Annotated in this window: 16 protein-coding genes; 10 read left to right on the top strand and 6 right to left on the bottom strand. The window is 38.1% G+C overall.

The features are described from left to right. Positions 1-112: 112 nt before the first annotated feature. The 3 genes from KQI58_RS15460 to KQI58_RS15450 form a co-directional block, all read right to left on the bottom strand. A complete protein-coding gene (locus tag KQI58_RS15460; RefSeq protein WP_216409970.1) occupies positions 113-8,107 on the bottom strand; it encodes a VaFE repeat-containing surface-anchored protein in 7,995 nt (2,664 codons plus the stop codon). Positions 8,108-8,203: 96 nt separating this feature from the next. Continuing rightward, positions 8,204-8,911 (bottom strand): helix-turn-helix domain-containing protein, encoded by a 708-nt coding sequence (locus KQI58_RS15455; protein WP_216409937.1) that lies wholly within the window; start codon positions 8,909-8,911, stop codon positions 8,204-8,206. Between the two features lie 413 nt (positions 8,912-9,324). Beyond that, positions 9,325-10,464 (bottom strand): glycerate kinase, encoded by a 1,140-nt coding sequence (locus KQI58_RS15450; RefSeq protein ID WP_216409936.1) that lies wholly within the window; start codon positions 10,462-10,464, stop codon positions 9,325-9,327. Positions 10,465-11,014: 550 nt separating this feature from the next. Between KQI58_RS15450 and KQI58_RS15445 the strand changes: the two genes are divergently transcribed. The 8 genes from KQI58_RS15445 (at position 11,015) to KQI58_RS15410 (ending at position 16,079) form a co-directional block, all read left to right on the top strand. Next, complete coding sequence (locus tag KQI58_RS15445) at positions 11,015-11,374, top strand: LytTR family DNA-binding domain-containing protein (RefSeq protein ID WP_216409935.1); 360 nt, start codon at positions 11,015-11,017, stop codon at positions 11,372-11,374. Between the two features lie 108 nt (positions 11,375-11,482). After that, entirely contained in the window at positions 11,483-12,091 is a 609-nt protein-coding gene (locus tag KQI58_RS15440) for an accessory gene regulator AgrB (RefSeq protein ID WP_216409934.1), read from the top strand. Further along, on the top strand, positions 12,066-12,218 hold the full coding sequence (locus tag KQI58_RS15435) for a cyclic lactone autoinducer peptide (RefSeq protein WP_070504855.1): 153 nt from the start codon (positions 12,066-12,068) through the stop codon (positions 12,216-12,218). Before KQI58_RS15440 ends, KQI58_RS15435 begins: the two co-directional genes overlap by 26 nt. Before the next feature lie 529 nt (positions 12,219-12,747). Further along, positions 12,748-13,545, top strand: a complete 798-nt coding sequence (locus KQI58_RS22765) for a GHKL domain-containing protein (RefSeq protein ID WP_253295973.1) — start codon at positions 12,748-12,750, stop codon at positions 13,543-13,545. Continuing rightward, positions 13,542-14,297, top strand: a complete 756-nt coding sequence (locus KQI58_RS15425) for a response regulator transcription factor (protein WP_216409932.1) — start codon at positions 13,542-13,544, stop codon at positions 14,295-14,297. The genes KQI58_RS22765 and KQI58_RS15425 overlap by 4 nt, the downstream gene beginning before the upstream one ends. A 320-nt stretch (positions 14,298-14,617) precedes the next feature. Then, on the top strand, positions 14,618-15,181 hold the full coding sequence (locus KQI58_RS15420) for a TIGR00730 family Rossman fold protein (protein ID WP_216409931.1): 564 nt from the start codon (positions 14,618-14,620) through the stop codon (positions 15,179-15,181). Continuing rightward, entirely contained in the window at positions 15,181-15,618 is a 438-nt protein-coding gene (locus KQI58_RS15415) for a nucleoside 2-deoxyribosyltransferase (protein ID WP_216409930.1), read from the top strand. The genes KQI58_RS15420 and KQI58_RS15415 overlap by 1 nt, the downstream gene beginning before the upstream one ends. 293 nt (positions 15,619-15,911) lie before the next feature. Then, positions 15,912-16,079 carry a hypothetical protein gene (locus tag KQI58_RS15410; RefSeq protein WP_216409929.1) on the top strand — a complete coding sequence of 56 codons (168 nt, stop codon included), beginning with the start codon at positions 15,912-15,914 and terminating at the stop codon, positions 16,077-16,079. 29 nt (positions 16,080-16,108) lie between these two features. Here the strand turns inward: KQI58_RS15410 and KQI58_RS15405 are convergent, their stop codons facing one another. After that, positions 16,109-16,594 (bottom strand): GNAT family N-acetyltransferase, encoded by a 486-nt coding sequence (locus KQI58_RS15405; protein ID WP_216409928.1) that lies wholly within the window; start codon positions 16,592-16,594, stop codon positions 16,109-16,111. 203 nt (positions 16,595-16,797) lie between these two features. On the opposite strand from KQI58_RS15405, the gene KQI58_RS15400 reads away from it, so the two are divergent. Further along, entirely contained in the window at positions 16,798-17,250 is a 453-nt protein-coding gene (locus KQI58_RS15400) for a DUF2188 domain-containing protein (protein ID WP_216409927.1), read from the top strand. 88 nt (positions 17,251-17,338) lie between these two features. On the opposite strand, the gene KQI58_RS15395 is transcribed toward KQI58_RS15400, so the two are convergent. Further along, positions 17,339-18,070, bottom strand: a complete 732-nt coding sequence (locus KQI58_RS15395) for a helix-turn-helix domain-containing protein (RefSeq protein WP_216409926.1) — start codon at positions 18,068-18,070, stop codon at positions 17,339-17,341. Positions 18,071-18,527: 457 nt separating this feature from the next. Between KQI58_RS15395 and KQI58_RS15390 the strand changes: the two genes are divergently transcribed. Further along, entirely contained in the window at positions 18,528-18,947 is a 420-nt protein-coding gene (locus tag KQI58_RS15390) for a hypothetical protein (RefSeq protein ID WP_253295972.1), read from the top strand. A 223-nt stretch (positions 18,948-19,170) separates the two neighbouring features. Here KQI58_RS15390 and KQI58_RS15385 read toward each other — a convergent pair whose 3' ends face one another. After that, positions 19,171-19,377 (bottom strand): hypothetical protein, encoded by a 207-nt coding sequence (locus KQI58_RS15385; RefSeq protein ID WP_216409972.1) that lies wholly within the window; start codon positions 19,375-19,377, stop codon positions 19,171-19,173. Between the last annotated feature and the right edge of the window lie 799 nt (positions 19,378-20,176).

Here is a 20,176-nt window from a genome sequence, read left to right as displayed (position 1 = left end):
GTAGACTTAAGCTATGGCCCAAGTCTACGATTTTTTTGTCTAGTATTTTCACATTTTCCTGTTTGAGAAAAATGAATCAAAAGTTCTCTAAACAGAAACCTTCTATTAATAATTAAATCTGTCTTTTCCGATAGAAATACAACGCGCCTGCCAGAACAACAATCACGAGTCCGATATAAGGTAGAATCTTCAACACTTGTTCGCCAGTTTGCGGCAGACTACCTCCAGAATCATAACTGCCCCCGTCATAGGAGGTACCGATACTACCATTACTAAAGGTATCACCTTTTGTCTTAGGCAGTTCAGGATTGGTCTTCTTAACCGTCACTGTTTGCGCTTCATCGTTGATATCTTCGTGAGCTCCGATCAGGTTGCCCTTCGTATCAAATAATTTTTCAAAGACTACTAACGTTAAGTCATTTGACAATAGACTACGACGGAAAGTAAAGGTCATTTCGACAGTACCTTTACCTGTGTCACTAGCTACAAAAGTCGCTTGACTTTCAACTTCACGCCCCATGATTGTGAACGGCGCATTTGCGTCCTTCATCATAAGTTTTCCACGAACAGTATAGCTTTCACCTGGAATCAAGTTTTCATAGAAGATAATATCCTTGATCACCACATCTTCGTCACTTTCACTGCTGATTTCAGCAGCTTGTGTCCCTACTTTTGGATAATGAACCGATTGATCCTTATCTTCAATATCCGTGTGAGCGGCTACTTCTTTTTCTTCCTGATACAAGGTTTCAAAGACTACCACTGTTTTACCAGCTAAATCACCCTTCGTGATCTTGAATTCCAATTCGATCGTACCATCGCGTTTTGTCGCGGTGAAGGTCTTCTCTGCATGGACCTCATTACCATCACGAGTGATGAACGGTTTATTGGTCGCTTTGTCCATCAAGACACCTTTGACCGTATACTCTTTGCCTACGATCAAGTTCTTGTAGCTGACTTCATCGACAACTGTTACTTCATCGTCTGCGAAGCCTTCATTTGTACCTGTCTCTTTGTCTTTGGCTTTGGTTGAAACTTGCGGTTGACGAACCGTTTGCTCTTCATCTTCTATATCCTCATGTAGACCAACCAGTTTGCCTTCAACGTTGTATAGTTTTTCAAAGACTACTAGCACAGTCTCTTCTGTTAGATAGCTGCGGTTAAACTGGAAGGCTACTTCGACTGTACCGCTGCCAGATTCAGAAGCGATAAAGGTCGCTTTACCGGTCACTTCATTGTCTCCTGCCATAAACGCTTTGCCAGTTGCTTTGTCCATCAAGGTACCAGTAACGGTATATTCCTTGCCAGGAACTAAGTTTTCATAAGAAACGATGTCCTTGATGATTACTTCTTTATCCGTTGATCCGGTTGTTTCAGAAGCTTTCGTGCCGACCTTCGGATAAGTCACAGTTTGTGCCTCATCTTCAATGTCCGTATGCGCTGCTACTTCTTTTTCATCGTGGTAAAGTGTCTCAAAGACTACCACTGTCTTGCCTGCTAAGTCGCCTCGTTTAATATAGAATTCTAAGTTGATCGTACCGTCTGATTGTTCTGCTTTGAAGGTTTTCTCGGCATGAACTTCATCGCCTTCTTTTGTCAAGAATGGTTTGCCGGTCGCTTTATCCATCAAGACTCCTTTGACGGTGTAGTTCTTACCAACGATTAGATGTTTATAAGACACTCGGTCCACGATCGTTACTCGTTCATTGGCTAATCCTTCATCCATTTCGGTATCTTTATCGATGGCATCCGTTTTCACTTCAACCTCAGGCTTCACTTCGACAGTCTGATCTTTATCTTCGATATCTTCGTGAAGACCAACTAACTTGCCTTCAATATTGTACAGTTTTTCAAAGACAACGAGATTTTTCGGATCTTCTAACGCTTTGCGATCAAAAGTAAATTCAACTTCCACTGTGCCAGTCCCTTTTTTATTTGCTTTAAAGGTTGCTTCACCAGTGATTTCTTTATCGTCTACCTTGAAGGCTTCGCCCGTTTCTTTGTCCATCAAGACACCAGTTACTTTGTATTCTTTCCCTGGTACTAAATTGTCATAAGAAACGATATCCTTAATCTTCACAGTATCCCCATGGACACTTGTTTCAGCCGCTTTTGTGCCGATATCTGGGTAATTAACGGATTGGTCTTTGTCATTGATATCCGTATGAGAACCCACTTCTTTGTCCTCAACATATAGCGTCTCAAAGACAACGACGGTTTTACCAGCTAGATCCCCTTTAGTTAAGATAAACTCAAGATCGATCGTGCCATTTTGTTTTTCCGCAGTGAAGGTTCTTTCTGCATGAACTTCTTTGCCTTCTGTTGTCAAGAATGGCTTGCCAGTCGCTTTGTCCATCAAGACACCTTTGACTGTATATTCTTGACCAACATTTAAGTTCTTGTATTCAACCGCGTCAACGATTCGAACTTCTTCTTTGGCAAGACCTTCATTCATTTCAGTGTCTTTATCAATCGCGGTCGTCTTCACTTCAACTTCCGGTTTGACTTCTACGGTTTGGTCTTTGTCTTCAATGTCTTCGTGAGTGCCGACTAGAACACCCTTGACGCCATAAAGTTTTTCAAAGACAACTAATTCTTGGTTTTCCTTCAGAGCACTACGTTTGAAGGTGAATTTCACCTTAACAGTGCCTGAACCTGTCTTACTTGCATGGAAGGTTGTTGAGCCAGTCACTTCTTCTTCATTGACTAAGAATGGTTGACTAGTCGCTTTGTCCATCAAGACGCCATCGACCTTATATTGTTGTCCTGGTTTCAGATTTTCATAAGAAACGATATCTTCCATTACAATAGTATCACCATGGATAGATGTTTCAGCAGCTTTCGTACCAACCTTCGGATAGTTGACTGATTGGTCTTCATCCTCGATATCCGTATGAGAACCCACTTCAACATCTTCATGATACAACGTTTCAAAGACAACAACTGTCTTACCTGCTAAATCCCCTTTGGTTACGACAAATTCAAGGTTGATCGTGCCATTTTTCTTCTCAGCAACAAACGTTTTTTCTGCATGAACTTCTTTGCCTTCAGTCGTTAAGAATGGTTGATTGGTCTTCTTGTCCATCAAGACACCCTTAACTGTGTATTCCTTACCGATTTGCAGGTTCTTGTAAGAAACTGTATCAACGATGATTACTTCTTCTTTAGCCAAACCTTCATTTTGCTCGGTATCTTTATCAATTGCTTTTGTTTCAACTTCTGGGAAATCAACCGTTTGGTCTTCATCGGTAATATCGGTATGAGAAGCAACTTCCTTTTCATCCAAATACAACGTTTCGAAAACAACGACTGATTTGCCTGCTAAGTCACCCTTCGTAATCTTGAATTCAAGATCAATCGTGCCGTTTTGTTTTTCGGCTTTAAAGGTTTTCTCAGCGGTAACTGTATTACCATCTGTCGTCTTAAATGGTTGGTTGGTTCCTTTATCCATTAAGATTCCTTTGACAGTGTATTCTTTACCTACAATCAAGTTCTTGTAAGAAACGGTGTCGATGATCGTCACTTCTTCTTTGGCATTTCCTTGATTTTGGCCGGTTTCCTTGTCCTTAGCAGAAGTTTTCACTTCTGGCGCAGGCTGTACCGGCACCGTCTGGTCTTCGTCGTCGATGTCTTCATGAGTCGCGACAACTTTGCCAGTCGCTCCGTATAAGCGTTCAAAGACAACTAATTCCTTGTTATCCTTCAAGGCACTGCGATCAAAGGTAAATTTCACCTTAATGGTTCCTTTACCTGAATCTGGTGCTTTAAATGTCGTTTCGCCAGTCACTTCTTTTCCATCAGCTAAGAAAGCATTGCCCGTTGATTTATCCATCAATTTTCCATGGACAGTGTATTCTTTTCCAGGAATCAAGTTTTCATAAGAAACAATATCCTCGATAACTACTTTATCTCCGTGTATACTAGACTCAGCGGCTTTCGTACCGACTTTAGGATAAGAAACGGTTTGGTCATCGTCTTCTATGTCAGTATGGGAGCCCACTTCTTTGTCTTTGTTGTATAACTTCTCGAAGACAACAACAGTTTTACCTGCTAAATCTCCTTTAGTTACCACAAACTCTAATTCGATCACGCCATTTTTCTTCTCAGCTGTGAATTTCTTCTCGGCATGAACCTCTTTGCCTTCAGTTGTTAAGAACGGTTTACCGGTTTCTTTGTCCATCAAGACACCCTTGACCGTATATTCGCGACCAATAATTAGATTTTTGTAGGTTACTTGGTCTTTGATTGTTACTTTTTCTTCAGCATTTCCTTCATTGGTTCCAGTACCAGCATCAGAAGCGTTCGTTTCTAATTCTGGGTAGTTCACTGTTTGATCCTTATCTGTGATCTCTTCGTGAACAGCTACTTCTTTCTCACCTTCGTAAAGCTTTTCAAACACGACAACCGTTTTTCCGCGCATGTCTGTTTTCTTCACCACAAAGGCCAATTCAATCGTGCCATTTTCTTTGTCTGCTTTAAAGGTTTTTTCAGCAGTTACTTTCTTACCATCAGAGCCGACAAACGCTTGCCCTGTTGATTTGTCCATCAGCACACCTTTGACTGTGTACTCACGTCCGATAACTAAATCTTTGTAAGAAACAGTATCAATGATCGTGATTTCTTCTTTCGGTTGACTATTTTCATCTACCGCATTTCCTTCATTAATATCTGAATCTTTGTCTTTCGCACTTGTTCCGATTTCGATTTTAGGACGGACAATCACATTTTCTGTTTCTTCACCTTTTTTACCAGTGTGAACTAAGTTGCCTTTGTCGTCATAAAGCTTTTCAACATATCCGTAAGAACCGACTTCTGTTGGTGTAAACGTTCCAGTCTTGTATTCACCAGAAGCACTGACCTTGATCTTTTCAGAAGTCCAAACGATATCTTTATCGGTTGCCTTATCCGCATTCGCGAAATCATTGACTTTGTCAGAGAACTTATACAGATCAACGATCACGTAGTAGCCATCTGGTACAGTCGTTTCTAAAATGATGGTATCGTAGATTGGTTCGCCTAGATACGTATCATTGCTTGAGGCTTTTGTATGGATATTTACCTTGTGAACGTTAAAGACTTCACCCGGATCACCATGTTGACCTTCATAGATAACCTTACCAGTTTTTGTATCAACTACTTTAGCTACCCAACCATAGGTTCCTTGATCTGTAATGCGGACATCCTCTAAGCCGTAGCCCTTCACATTTGATTTGTATTCGCCATATTTCTTAATTGGCATCCCCTTAGAAGATTTAGCGATTTCTTGAGGGGTTGAATAATTGAAATCATTGGCTTTGTCGCTGTATTTGTATAATGTGAACGTCACTTCTGCATTGTCACTTGATAATGCTTTGTTGACATGCAAACTATCATAGACAGGAATGGTCGAGAAGACATTCTCTTCATTTACTTGTGTGTAAAATTCTTCTTCACTGCCAGATGGCACATGGACCGTTTCAGACGGAATACCATAGTCGGTTTGGAACTTCGCTAGACGCCCAGAGTCTGAGCCGCCAGTTACAACGATCGTATACCAACCGGCCTTGTCGAAGGCTTTGAATTCAGTCGTACGTAATTCACCAGAAATCAATGGTGCTTTTACGACATCAAAAACTTCTGCCCCAGCAGGAATTTGATCATCGCGAATTGGTTTTGTTGGACTGTAGTACATCGTAAAGGTCGCAGTCAGATCTTCTTTCGAATCTGCGCCGGTTCCCCAACCATCGGGTAGATTGTAATCGCCATTTTTATCTGGATCACGATCCTTACCTGTTAATTCAGGATTTTTATTGTTCCAATCGTTCAAGTTTCCTTTTCCATCGATCGGCAATCCCCACATCCCAGGAAGATCCAGTACTTTAATCGTGTCATAGATTTGGGCACCCACGGTACCAGAGGCATCAGAAACAGTTGTTTCAACATTTGGCTCCCATGGAGCCACGACGTATTCATCCGCGCTACCAAAATTTGAATGCCACTCTTCTGTGTAGGTGGTAGACTCAATTTCTTCTACCCAGACATACCAGCCTTTTTCAGTGACCTCAATCTCAGGTGTAGTAAAAGTACCATTCCCATTAATTGTTGTTGAAACAGTCCCCGCAACTTTTGAACCAGCCGGTACTGTCGTACTGCCGCCATCGTGTTGATTTGGACTTTGAATGAAGTCTGGCTTCGTTAGATAGGGTCCATATAACGTACTCTTAACCACTAACTCATGCCCATCCTTGTTGCCAGAAACCGTTAATTTATCGGCTACTTTTCCGCCTTTCGGTGATAATTGCGCCACAGTTGTTTCGGTTTTTACTTCTGGCTTCCATTTAGTGATTGATTTTTCATTATCGTCATTAAATGGTGCTTGGAACCCTTTAGAAAAATGTTCTTGGTTGGCTTGATCTGCCACAACAACTTTTAGAACTGGATAGTAAAAACCTGGCCCAGTCGATTTATGCTGAGATGTGACTGTGTAATCACCTGCTGCGGTCACTGTTTTTGTATCGCTTCCGATATAAGAAACATCACCCGGCAAGCTATTCACGTCAAGCTTTTGCGTACCATAGTCGGTTAATGAATAATACCAGTCGATTTGGAATTTCACTGGCACCTTATCATTCGTGCCGATAATATTTGGCCAATTGCCTTCTGCTAAAGAAATACTTACCTTATCTTCTAAATTGTCGCCTTCTTTAACTTTGACCTTAGAAACGGTTGTTCCTTTCACCGCAAATTTTTCAATGACTTTGGTTTTTTCATTCTCTTCATTGAATTTTGCTTGGAAACCTTTTTCAAAAGCATCTGGTGTATTTTGTTTGTTTTTATCTAATTTTAAGACCGGATAATAGAAGCCTTGCTTATCTGCCACATTGGCAGAAGGAACATCCTTAACTCCAGGAGCATTAACTGTAAATGTATCCGTATGGGGAAGCTTTGTTACATCCGCTGGTAAATTATTCACATCTAGTTGTTGATTGCCGTAATCTTTTGCCGAGTAATACCAGTCGATTTCAAATGAAGCCGGTACTGGCGTTTGGGTATCAACGATCGTTGGCCATGCCTTGCCGCCTTCGACACTGATAGTTACTTGATCTGACAACTGTTCCCCGATTTGTACATTTTGTTTTGAAACTGTCGTACCAATCGGTGCAAATTTTTCTTGCTCTTTTGTAAATTCAATACTCGCTTTAGCTTCCTTGCTTAAGCCATTAGCCGTATAAGCAGTGATCATATTTTGACTGTTTGACCAAGCATAACGCTGCATTTGATGTCCTGGCAGCTTAGTCACTTTCGCCGTAATATTCAATGGATTTCCAGCTGGACCTTGATTAGCCGTATAGTTATCTAATTCAGCGATACTATTTAATGAAATCGTTCCAGAACTTACGCCTGTTGTTTTATGAACAAATTGACCACCCGTCATGCTCATTTCTAGCTTTCCGCCAAACAGTCCATTCAAGTTAAGGTTCTTCATATCCTTACCGGCTGCTGATTTAAGCGATAAATTCATATTCGCTTTCTTTTGACCAGCAACTTCAGTCAAATTAAGGGATAAGGTATATGGTCCATAATAATCTCCCGCAGTTGCTCTCACATTATCATGCTGATTTTTTGCTGCGACAGCTTCTGCATCTCCTCTATTTAACCAATAATTGAATCTTGATAGAAATTGATCACGCGTTGTTGTAGATGTCTCTAATTGTGTGTGTACAAAGTAAGACATCGCCGCATGATTTGTATGATTAGCAGGTGGTGCTGCAACCAATACATGATACATGAATGCGCCAATTGCTGCCGCATTCGATGAATCCACTGACTTAGTAGCATTTGTAAAATTAGATGATGGGCTTACATATTTACCAGATTCCGTACAAAACATAAATTTGTTTCCCATCGGCTCATTTCCACCAGTCGCATAGGAAATCGTCCGAACATCTCCTGCACCTCCTTCAAACATATACCCGTAGGCATTTTGTCCATATCCAGTATTGCCTCCTGCGGTCTTTGCCTCGACAACCAGCGATAAACCATTGAACCCAAATGACGACACAACCATAAAAATAGCCGCCGTAATTCGAGTCATTTTCCCAAGAATCTTACCAATCCTTGTCTTCATTTTCTTGCACTCCCTTTCCTTCTCGCTCCTTTTTATCACTCTTTTGCTTCATTCCCCCGTTAAGCGTCACCTCCTCCCTGGTAACTTACTTAAACTCTAATGTATGACCATAATTTCTTGCTTTATACCAAGATCATTTTCAAAATGATCAAAAAACTCTTTATTTAATCGATAGCCTTTTCCCCAGAGTGTTTGAATCGCCACATGACCAAATTCATTCTCTAGTTTTTCATTTACTTTAGAGACAACTTTTGACAGGCTTGCCAAAACTGAAGCATTCGGTTCTTTCCCCCAAATCTGACGACTAAGCTCTTCCCTGGAGACGATACGATCGCCCGCTTGAATTAAATAGTAGACAATCTCTTTTTGCTTTAGCTTTAAGGTCAAATCAGATAATTTTTGTTTGACACTAAGTTGCTGATCCTGTTCTTTCTTTTGAATTGCCAAGCGGGATATTTCCACAATCTGTAAAGTATCTCTAAGATTCTCCAAATTTGAATTCACAGGAATCAAGGCATCATAATTAGTCTTCATTCTTTCATCACAATCAACATCAATCACACGACGAAAAAGTTTAAATCGGCCGTTAGGCAACTCCTTTATCAAATCCTCAATTTCTTTTTCAAACAATGTTTCACTGAAAATAATCCCTTCAAATTGTGTTAAAAATTGTTTATTAAACGTTTCTATCCTAATCATTTCAAGCAGCTTGCTCGAGCAGTAAACCTCATTTCCTAGTTGTTTCAATTGATTTTCGAAATTTTCTTCATATAACGGAACCTTAGTTAAAACTAATAATTGCATTATTATCTCCTTCTCTTCATTGATTTTTTGTTCAAGAATGATTCTTTCTAAATATAAAGATCCAAAAAATTAAATAATTATAAAAAATAAGAATATATCGATAAAATTATTATAGTGTATAGTTAATTTTAAATCAATTATTATTTATACAGAAATTTATATCGTTATATGATAACTACAATTATTAATTAATCGCCAAAAATTACGGTATAATTAAAAAGAGAATTAAATATTTCTATCAATAAAATTCAATATATTAAAAAGAAATAGCAGAAAAGTCCTTCTTCGCAATAAAAAGCTACCACCTTCCTTAAGATAAATTTTCAATTTACAGGAGACAACAAAAAAAGGCATTCTTTTTAGAACGCCTTTTCCTACAATCATTATTCGTTTATTACCTATCAGAAGAGCCTTCACCGTACACTAAGCACACGAACGATATTTTCAACCGTTCGTTCCAAATTTATTTCGCCTAAAGCCAAAGCCTCTTCCAGTGAGCCAGCTTTAGCTAAAATGCCAAAAATCGCCGTGATCCCTTCCTTATACAGCACATCGACTTGCTCGCCGATAAAACCAGTACAAGCAAAAACTGGTTTATTGTATTTCTTCGCGATTTTTGCCACGCCATAGGGAGTCTTGCCAAATTTTGTTTGAAAATCCATTCCACCCTCACCAGTAAACACGTAATCAGCATGTGCAATCTTTTCCTCTAGGTCGGTCAATTCAATGACTAAATCAATGCCAGAATGCATCTTCGCTTCTGTAAAAACTAAAAGTCCTGCGCCTAATCCGCCAGCGGCTCCAGCACCAGGTTGTTCTTTTATCTTTATCTCTAAATCTCTTTCAATGACCGCCGCATAGTGAGCCAGCGCCTGATCCAACTCTTCAACCATCAATGGTGTGGCGCCCTTTTGCGGACCGAAAACAACCGAAGCCCCCTTTGGACCTATCAATGGATTGATCACGTCGCTGGCAATAATGATCTCCGTATCCTTAAGCCTAGGATCAAGCTTAGTCGTATTGATCTTAGCTAATGCCTTTAATGCTGCGCCGCCCAGCGGTAATTCATGGTTGTCTTCATCTAAGAAACGAGCGCCCAACGCCTGTGCCATTCCTGCACCGCCATCATTTGTCGCGCTGCCGCCGATTCCGATAATAATTTTCTCAACGCCTTGATCCAACGCTGCTTTGATCATTTCTCCGGTACCATAAGTTGATGTAAGCAAAGGATTTCTTTTTTCTTTTGCCAATTGTTCGATGCCGTTAGCTTTAGCCATTTCTATTACAGCTGTTTTTTTATCGCCCAATAGGCCATAATAGGTCAAAACTTTTTCCGGCGGCAGCGGACCAGAAACGGTCACTTCGATTCTTGCGCCCTTGCTGCTGTCAATTAACGCATCAACCGTCCCTTCTCCTCCATCTGCCATTGGAACGTGAATGACTTCGGCCTCGGGAAACACATTGCGAATTCCTCGTTCCATCGCGTTACAGGCTTTTTTTGCAGTCATACTTTCTTTAAAAGAGTCTGGAGCCAAGACAAATGTTTTCTTCATGATAGTTCCTCCTCATAGTGATTCCTGAGCATCCTTTTAAAAAATGGTTGTACTTATCGATATTCAAGTTTTCTCTGGTGAACGTTAGAAAACTTGAATTTATAGTTTTCTACTTTCCCTCATTAATAGCCATTGGTTTGACTAATGCTTCATCAGTTTGCTTATCAGACACAGCAGACGATCTTATCTTCCTTCGTAATTTGAATACTATCATGCCCTAAGTGTTCTTGAATACCAAGAGATCAAATATTTTTCGCTAAGCACAGCTACATGTCAAAAATTCCCAATCATATTTTGACATGATCTCTGCTTCCGCGATTCATCGCTTTTTTCATCTTTTGAATATATTCCCACTGCTCTGTTTGATTAGATCATGCGCTCACTAACATCAGCCATTTCGTCCTTCAATTTTCTTGCATAGAATTTGAAACAACAAACCATTAAAAACTCAAAACATACCGTATACGATTGAAATCGAACCATTCGCGGTATAAGTCTTAACAAATCATCTTCAACTCACTATTATTATTCTTAAAAAGGGGAGAAAAAAATGCGGACGTCGATTTTTTTAGAAACAAAAAAAGGGCCAGTTGTTATCCAAGCGACTGAATTACTATATATCACTATAGATCCTGTGAAAAACCATACGTTATGCTTTGTTACTAAAGAAGAGAAGCATTATGCTTCAGGCGACTTAAACGACTTCGAAGATACAAGTCAAAGCTGGCTATTTCGTTGTCATCGATCCTTTATCGTTAACCTGTATATGATCCGAGAGATTAACAAATACGATCGAAACATTTACTTTTTAGAAGATCATTCTAACAATAGTTGTCCCTTTTCCAGAAGAAAATATGCTCCATTAAAAGACTCTCTTAAAGATTTTTTATTAGCCGAACAAGAAGTATAATTGATCATGTAGGAGTAATTTAGCCTATTCACGTTTTTTCGTTGTAGTCATTAAGCAAATACTTTACAATCGAAAAGTAACACGAAGTTACTCAAAAGAGGTGAAAAAATGACACATACCTTCACGTTTTTCTTATTAAGTAAGATCCAAGCAAAAAAGTATATGACAGAAGATGAATTTGAGAATGTTGCCTATTCATTGGAAATCTTTTTGATTAATATCGTCAAGACTATTCAGGTTTATGTAATCGCTTATCTTTTAGGTGTGTTATTTGAAACATTTATCATGAACGTACCCTACGTTCTTTTGAGGTGGCATGCTGGAGGTTGGCACGCGAAGTCAACTACCAACTGTTCGATTTTTGGAATCACAACATTTGTTGGCATTCCATTTATACTTCAAAAAATGGATTTTAGCTTATCTTTCTTTTGGATGACGATTCTTTCCCTCGTGATCCTATGCTGCGTCTTATTATACGCCCCAGCGGATACTGAAAAAAATCCCTTGGTTAGTGTAAGTGAACGTAAAAGAAAACGAGTATTTTCTTTCTTAAGTGCTTTGTTAGCTATCTTCATAGCTGTATTTTTTGTAAATAACGAAATAGGAACATTAATGATCACCGGGTTATTTGTGGAAATCGTCATGATTCATCCACTGTTTTATAAATTAAATAAAAGGAGCTATAAAAATTATGAAAACTATCAAGTACAACCGTAATCAATTTCTTAAAAACATTTCTAAAATTCTTGTTGCGGCTTCAATTGCATTGCTGACTTATCCCTGCATTATTTTCGGCTATGAACCTGAAAATCCAAAATTGAAAAAGATGACTACCAAAGAATAAAATGGAAGTTTTGATACTTTTCTTATTAACTTTTATAGAAAATATTTGTCAACTATTTATCTATTCTAACTTAATAAGAAAAAAGGTTTCGTTCAAAATGGCTATTTCTCTTCCTATACTATCTTTTATAGGATACTTACTTTTGAACTACTGGGTATTCGTCGTACCGATTTCTTACTTTCTTATTATCGGAAAAATTATTAAAAGAGATTCTAGCAACAATATGATATGGTTTTACAGTATTTACTCTACCTTCTCTTATGCTGTATTCGCCTATTCTATGAATGCTACCATTCTCTTTTTTATTGGAGAAGACACCTTTACCCAATATATGTATCTGATAAATATGACGATATCACCCATTTTTTCAATGATATGTAATTTAATTTTATTGCGCTTAATCAGACCAAGTGTTTACTTTTTAGAGAAGTATAAAGACAATTGGAACCAATTTTTTCTTCTGTTTATAAATATCCTACTGACACTATGTTGTATCATCCAATTTGGCAATTATTGGATAGAACGATATTTGATAAAAGACGAAAACCCCATCCGAAAATATCTGATCGCTATATTCATCCTAGTCATCGTCCTATTGGTAATCTATTTGAACATCAAAACTCGTCAGCTGGACAAGCAGCGCATCCAACAACTAAAAGACAATCAGTTGGCTGATTTGACCTCTTATGTTCAGCAAATCGAAGCAATGTATAGTGAGCTTAGAAGTTTTCGTCACGATTATCATAATGTGCTGATCAGCTTGAATCAGAGTATCAAAACAAAGGATTTGTCTGTGATTGAAGATACGTATACGCGGATATTGGAAACAGAAGGTATCGTTTTAGATGATGAGCATTATGCACTAGGAAAATTGAACAATCTGAAGACTCTACCGATAAAAGGGATATTTTCCACCCACATTATTCAAGCGTGGCAGAAAAATATCCCTGTCCATTTAGAAATTGAAGATATTATTCAAGATGAACCGATTGAGGTTTTAGATTATGTGCGCATCACTTCCATTTTATTAGATAATGCGATTGAAGCTGCTGAGGACGCTGAAAATCCTTTTGTAACGATTGTCTTTTTGAAAAATAAAAAGGAAAAAGAGATACAACTTACTATTGAAAATTCCTGTTCTGATGAACCAATTGATATCGTAAGAATCTTCGATAAAGATTTTTCAACTAAAGGGAAAAATCGTGGTCTAGGTTTAGCCACGATCCAAACAATTCTTCAAAACTATACAAATCTTTCATTGCAGACAGAATATCAGGATGGTGTATTTCGACAAATTTTGATGATCAAGGAGGAAATCCCACGATGAACATTTTTTTATTAGAGGACGATATCATGCATCAGCAACGTTTAGAGCTAGTCATTCGTGAAATCCTTTTAGAAAAACGTTGGCCAGCGAAATCGATCGTTACCACTGCAAGACCAGAAACTCTACTAAAAAAAGTTCAAGAAACCGTTGATCAAAACATCTACTTTCTCGATATAGAAATCAATGGAGAAAAGAAAAAAGGGTTAGAAATCGCTAGTCAGATTCGGACTATGGACCCTTATGGAGTGATCGTCTTTATTACCACTCATTCAGAATTTGCGCCAATTACTTATGCTTATAAGGTTTCTGCTTTTGATTTTATTGCTAAGGACAGTCCCATTGATACTATCAAACAGCATGTAGTTGACTGTTTTGAGAACCTTTTAAATAACCGAGCTAGTGAAAAAAAAGAAGAAACGTTCTTTTTTAGCAATCAGCACAGCAATTTCCAAATCCCCTTCTCTGACATTCTTTATTTTGAAACAACTGAGATTTCTCATAAACTGCGGCTTATTTGCAAATCTCGTTTAGTCAATTTTTATGCGACACTTGGTGAAATCGAAAGTTTGGATGAACGTTTCTTTAAGGTCCACCGCTCTTTCGTCGTCAACTTAGAAAATATTGCACAGATTGATCGATCAGAAGGTGTAGTTTATTTTGATCAAAATCATTCCTGTTTAATCTCTCGCAGAAAAATTAGACCCGCCCTGGAGAAAATGAATGCTATAAATCAGATTTTTCAAAAAAAATAACCTAAAAAAGACAATCAGTAGTGTTCACCATTGATTGTCTTTTTTTTGCCGATTTTTGGTCGATAGACAGACGCATTATTCATATTGACCGTAAAGCTGTTCCCTTCACCACCACAGCAGAAAACTAAAAATAATAACCTGTATGTATTAATAAATCAGTTAAAAAATTTCATATTAAGCAAGTACGCGTCTTAACCAAAACACAACATATCGTATGCATTTTAGCTAATAACACAAATTTAATACAATATCTAGTCTTTTATTTAATTTTTTTTAGAGCTATGATGAACTCTCAAAGAAAAAGATTGGTGGTAATATTTATGAAATTAGCAGTTTTTTGTGGCGTATGCTATGGAAAAGAAGCAAAATATAAAGAACTTGCAGAACGTATTGGCGAGTATATCGCTGATAAAGGATTGGACTTAGTTTCTGGCGGCTCAATCAGCGGTTTAATGGGAGCAGTAAGCAATGGTGTTATCAATAAGCACGGGAATGTGACCGGAATTTGCTCTCGTGGATTCTTTGATGATGATCTTTCTCGTAAAGAGATCAATGAATTTATTTTTACTGAAACAATGGATGAGAAAAAACAACTTCTGATCAATAAATCAGATGCCTATTTGATCTTACCTGGAGGACTAGAAACACTGGAAGAATTATTTCATTTACTGAGCTCAATCGCCATTGGACTTGTTCCGCCAAAACCTATCGCTATCCTTGATATTGACGGCTACTATCAGTCCTTGATCGAATTTCTGATTAAGGCTTCAAATGAAGATTTCATTGACTATCAAGTAATCAAACACATATTGATCTCAGACGATTACCAATCATTGATCAATAAAGTCTGTATCGAATTATCTGAGATGGGAGTTGTTGCCTAATGAAAATTTATTTAGCAGGGCCATTTTTCTCTAAGGAACAAATTTCTCTCATTCACTCAGTGGAAAAAGCCTTGAAGAACAACCCAACTGTTACCGAGTTTCATTCTCCACGTTTAGACCAAACATGCGAGTATGAAGCCTTCACACCGGAATGGGCAAGCGAGACCTATTTTAAGGATATGCATCATATTGAAACAGCCGATGCTATCGTCGCTATTTTAGATTATGAACACGAAATTACCGACCCGGGAACCGCTTATGAAATCGGAATCGCAACGATGCTGAAAACACCAGTTATCGGCCTGCTGACGGCTGGTGATACGGTCAACATCATGTTGACTGAATCTCTCCATGCTTTCACCAAACACGTAGCCGAGATCGAGCGTTACGATTTCAATAAATTGCCCAAATCACCTTACTTGGGAAATTACATTTAATCCGCTTGATCATCACACACCTATAGCTTTACGAAGGGTTCAACCTCAATTACGAGGCTGAACCCTTCAGTGATTGATCGTTTAATTCTAGAGCTAAAGAGCAGTCTCAAAACTGACTACCATTAGTAAACTCAATAAGGTGATAGATCGGACATGGAAAGAGCAGTCCTACAAAAAGAAACAAGAAATACTGAAATTCCCTGTATAAATTTCTCTTAATCCTCAAGCAAAATAATTGCTTTCGCTTTTTCACCCCGTATACTAATAGCTAAACTAAAAAAGCAGGTGATCTTATGTATGTTGTCAAAGTCCTACATGGTTACATTGGTAAAGAAGGTCAGCGCACCCGTGAAAAAGACCCTGAGAAGCTTCTGTTATTCCCAAACAAACAAGAATCCGATCAATTCGCTGAAAAAATCGGCGGCCGGAGTAAGCACCTTTCGAAAATCCGAAAAGATTGAACGACATATCCTAGCCAGGATACGTCGTTTTACTTTTGGAATAGCTCTTTCTTTAAATCATAGACATAAATTAACTCATCGTAATCCTGAGTCAAATAAGCAAAATCCAATTTTTCAAGCAGCTTTATCGAAGCTTTATTTTCAGGGTGAACCCCTGCTTTGAGACGACTATAGCCTTGCTTGCTGGCCCAACAGATCAATGCGCGCACGGCCTCTTGTGCATACCCTTGTTGCTTAAAGTGAGGATGGATTGTATAGCCAATCCAACAGATTGTCTGCTCTCGTTTTAAGTAAACATCACCGATTAACTGACCTGTAGTTCTATTAATGATGGCGTATTGTCGTCCATTATTCAGAGATTGATTCAGGAATAACTCTTGTTCATAGCGTTCCTTCGTCAGCCCTTTAAACCCCTGATAACGCATCCATTCAAGGTCGTTTCGATATTCCATGAAGGCATCAAGCTCATCTCGTTGAAAGGCTCGAATCGTGCAGCGTGCTGTTTGTATATTCATAAATATTGCTCCTCTAAAACTTAAATCATAGTATGACTTACTAAAAAGTTGGCGATTCATTTTCTATTTTCTACGAATCTGAATCCGTTGGCAATTTTCTCGCTCATTATGTAAAAGGAAGTGGTCCTGCTGAGCAAATCAATTCGTATTCATCCGTTTCCATAGTAAGGTAGATATATAAATAATTGAAGGAGGACGTATGTATGCCTTGGAATATGAATGATTACCCAGCCTCAATGAAAAACCTAGACCCATTGATTCGAAAAAAAGCCATTGATATCGCGAATGCTCTGCTAGATGATGGTTATCCAGATGATCGTGCAATTCCGATTGCCACCAGTCAAGCAGAAAAATGGTATGACAATGCTTCTGCCGCAGAGAAGAAAGATTTTCAAAAAGCCAAAGCGCCACAAAAAAATGATTCTCACGAGCATGATAAAAATGCGAAAAAATTGATGAATGCGGATGTTTCAGTCAAATATCAAGAAGATCATTGGATCGTTATTTCCGAAAAAGCCAGCCAAGTCAGTGATACCTTCGACAAAAAGGAACAGGCCGTAGAACGGGCGAAGGAAATTGCGAAAAATAAAAATTCTTCGGTGAAAGTCTATAAACAAGACGGCAAGTTGCAGGATACGTTTGATTATTCTGAATAACAGTAAAGAAGCAGAGCCAAATACTAAGAGATGTCTTAGTATTTGGCTCTGCTTCAAACTTTTGTTAAATTCTTAAACCAATACGAAACTATTTATTATTAACCTCTTTCCAGACGACTTCTGTCGCTTGGATATCTTTGTTAAGCTCCTTACGATACTTTTTCATAATAGCTTTTGCTTCGGTAGTGGGTGTATCTCCAGATAACTTTTCATAAGAAAGATCATTCTTTTCACTTTTTTTATAACGCAAAAAGAAGTTTGTGTCTTTTGGAACATCTAGATTCGTTCTTCCCGCTGGTTCATAAAGTGCTACATAGATATAATCCCCATCTATTCCCACATGGAAGGAGCCCCCTTTATACGTATGGACTGGAATATTCCCATTGTGTAATGGTTCAAGGTAACGAAGATCATGTGCTTGAAACGTATAGTCACCTTTTTCCAGATAGTTATTTACCTCTGTGTGCTGCCAATGGGCTAGATTTTTATTTTTGGTATAAACCGCACTAAACCAATAGATATTATATAGAACAAATACTGCTAGTAAAACAATCCCGATCCTTTTAATAATTTTGAAATACTGCAAGCTTTTCCTCTCTTTAACAATCGTTTCCATGATCACCGGCTCCTCTTTGATTAATTGGTCTAAGGAAAGATCATACAAATTACTTAGATAAACTAATTTTTCGATGTCAGGAAAGGTTCTCCCTGTCTCCCAACTTGAGATCGTTGCTCTAGAGACATTCAGTTTCTTTGCAACGTCCTCCTGAATGAATTCTTTAGCTAATCTATGTTTTTTTAATCTTGAACCTATATCCATAATTTCTCTCCCTAACCTATTCTCAGTATAGCTCACTCGTTGCTTTGTTCTTGTCTATGAATTGTGTCATAGCCGGTTTGCTACAATTCATAGCGTTCATATTTAGGATAAAATACGCACTTTTATTATAGCAGTATCTATTATGCAATAATAACAAGAATGGAAAGAATTTGTTCTCCGAATAAAAAATAGTTATTTTAATCCCCTATTTAATCTTATTGAATGAAGCGTATTTTGGGTATGGAAAAGCGTCTCGCGATCCTATACGCATTTTACATCGATTTTCTTTAGGTAAACAAAAAATTGCGAAAAGTGTCCATAAAACTGGACACTTTTCGCAAAAGATTTTAAAAATAGCCATTTCTATATTCTCCTTCTTCTCCTAACTTTATACTTTTGCTTGTAGAGACGTAATTACGCATTTACAAAAAAATTGTATCAAGAGGAGGAACTATTTATGAAAAAGTTAGAGTCGTTTGATTTTTTAGATGATAAGCAATGGTCACCGCAATGGGAAGAGTATCTGCACGATACGTTGTTATTTGTCCCCTCAAAGGTTCAAGAGATCCTGTGCATCACTCGGATCCCCGATACTAACGAGATTTTGATTGTTGCGGATAATGGTAGATTTATTAACAATAAAAGTATTCTTATGACATTGCATGCCTTTGCTTCTGCCCATTGCTACCCCGATTATGCCATCATTTCCCGCAGCCTCAAAAAACTCAAGCTATTCGGACAATATAAAATCCCTTGGTACTATCAGAACTTCGCACTCTTCCCCCTTGAAAAGTGCCGAACAAACCATCTGGCTCAATCCATTAAAAATTCAAGATATCTTCAAACACGAAGGACAGTATTATGTCGAAATGATTAACGGACTGATTCTACTGCTTCCGATAAGTAAACGACGAGTTACGAAACATGCCGAAATTGCGACATTGCTTCTAGCTACTATTTCACGTGGAAACTTTCATACCACTCGACCTGGCACGACCCTACTTGATTTCTTAGACCTGCCGAATACGCCCTTCGCCAATTACTTAAGCAAACGAAAACTTCTGCAAGAATTTATCACCCCTATAGGTATGCTAAACTGTTCAGAAACCGATTGGGGATGTATCAACAGGTATATCTTCATATTTCCCATCTTTCATTACTCCACTCATTAGGTGTTTTCGAATTAATGAAATCACATCCCCATCTTTGACTATGTAGGAGTTGTTCTTCATTAGTTCATCATGATGAACTGTATCAAAGAAGCGTTCCAAGTCGATATCCACTAACCAGTTGTAGCCATCATTCATTTATTCCATAGTTTGAATGATCTCCAACTCACAACTACGTTTCAATCTGAATCCGTAACTGTTTTTTTTCATTGTTTTTTAGTATCACTAATCTTAAGGCTTGAAATAAGCTGGTAATTTGAGCACGCAAGTCTTCTTTGTGCTCTCTCAAATAGGCTTTCAACTCTTGGACGGTAATCCGGTCTACCCCCAATAGTTCTTTTATTCCGATAGACGCGCTTATAGGATTAGTTCATGTTTTCATTACTCAAGATTTGATCTAAAAGTTTCACACTCGTTTCCTTCTCTTCAGTTATATTTGCTAAACGTATCATTCCTAACGACACTAAGTTTTCAAATTCTTCATCAGTCATATTTCATCCATTTTGGTACACTTAGGATTCCTAAACATACCACAAGAGTTAGCTAAAAAACTAACCAACTATTTTTAGAACTAAAAGATTCGAAACTCTATAGCTGAAGTTGGATAGAGACTTTATAAGTCTATCATTTACAATGATTTACATCACTTTTAATTTCTAGCAAATTAACATCTGGAAATTCAAATTTTGAAATGCATCCTATATTCATCCCTCTCTCTCCTATTCTACATAAGAACAATTACCTTTTGCTTAATAGATTGAGACAATCTATTGAAGGGCATTATATTTTTTTTAATACAAATATTATGGAGTTAGATTCCCAAATTTCAAGTGCAAGTTAGCCACTTATTGAAATTCATGTGTTATTCAATTTTATTCTCTATTTAGCAGCCAACGATAACTTTGATAATTCTGCTAATAAACACTCGCGTGGAGTG

Origin of the sequence: Enterococcus raffinosus (genome assembly GCF_018917525.1) — a bacterium.
GTDB classification, from domain to species: Bacteria; Bacillota; Bacilli; order Lactobacillales; family Enterococcaceae; genus Enterococcus_A; species Enterococcus_A raffinosus_A.
The sequence above is the reverse complement of the archived record's forward strand: the minus strand, read 5'-3'. Positions and strand labels throughout refer to the sequence as shown.

What these genes read in the sequence shown, in the direction of transcription:
- KQI58_RS15425 (WP_216409932.1), top strand. Translation starts at nt 13,542, where the DNA reads ATGAACATTTTTTTATTAGAGGACGATATCATGCATCAGCAACGTTTA.
- KQI58_RS15400 (WP_216409927.1), top strand. Translation starts at nt 16,798, where the DNA reads ATGCCTTGGAATATGAATGATTACCCAGCCTCAATGAAAAACCTAGAC.
- KQI58_RS15395 (WP_216409926.1), bottom strand. Translation starts at nt 18,070, where the DNA reads ATGGATATAGGTTCAAGATTAAAAAAACATAGATTAGCTAAAGAATTC.
- KQI58_RS15410 (WP_216409929.1), top strand. Translation starts at nt 15,912, where the DNA reads ATGTATGTTGTCAAAGTCCTACATGGTTACATTGGTAAAGAAGGTCAG.
- KQI58_RS15390 (WP_253295972.1), top strand. Translation starts at nt 18,528, where the DNA reads ATGAAAAAGTTAGAGTCGTTTGATTTTTTAGATGATAAGCAATGGTCA.
- KQI58_RS15415 (WP_216409930.1), top strand. Translation starts at nt 15,181, where the DNA reads ATGAAAATTTATTTAGCAGGGCCATTTTTCTCTAAGGAACAAATTTCT.
- KQI58_RS15435 (WP_070504855.1), top strand. Translation starts at nt 12,066, where the DNA reads ATGAAAACTATCAAGTACAACCGTAATCAATTTCTTAAAAACATTTCT.
- KQI58_RS15450 (WP_216409936.1), bottom strand. Translation starts at nt 10,464, where the DNA reads ATGAAGAAAACATTTGTCTTGGCTCCAGACTCTTTTAAAGAAAGTATG.
- KQI58_RS15440 (WP_216409934.1), top strand. Translation starts at nt 11,483, where the DNA reads ATGACACATACCTTCACGTTTTTCTTATTAAGTAAGATCCAAGCAAAA.
- KQI58_RS15405 (WP_216409928.1), bottom strand. Translation starts at nt 16,594, where the DNA reads ATGAATATACAAACAGCACGCTGCACGATTCGAGCCTTTCAACGAGAT.
- KQI58_RS15455 (WP_216409937.1), bottom strand. Translation starts at nt 8,911, where the DNA reads ATGCAATTATTAGTTTTAACTAAGGTTCCGTTATATGAAGAAAATTTC.
- KQI58_RS15385 (WP_216409972.1), bottom strand. Translation starts at nt 19,377, where the DNA reads ATGAATGATGGCTACAACTGGTTAGTGGATATCGACTTGGAACGCTTC.
- KQI58_RS15460 (WP_216409970.1), bottom strand. Translation starts at nt 8,107, where the DNA reads ATGAAGACAAGGATTGGTAAGATTCTTGGGAAAATGACTCGAATTACG.
- KQI58_RS15445 (WP_216409935.1), top strand. Translation starts at nt 11,015, where the DNA reads ATGCGGACGTCGATTTTTTTAGAAACAAAAAAAGGGCCAGTTGTTATC.
- KQI58_RS15420 (WP_216409931.1), top strand. Translation starts at nt 14,618, where the DNA reads ATGAAATTAGCAGTTTTTTGTGGCGTATGCTATGGAAAAGAAGCAAAA.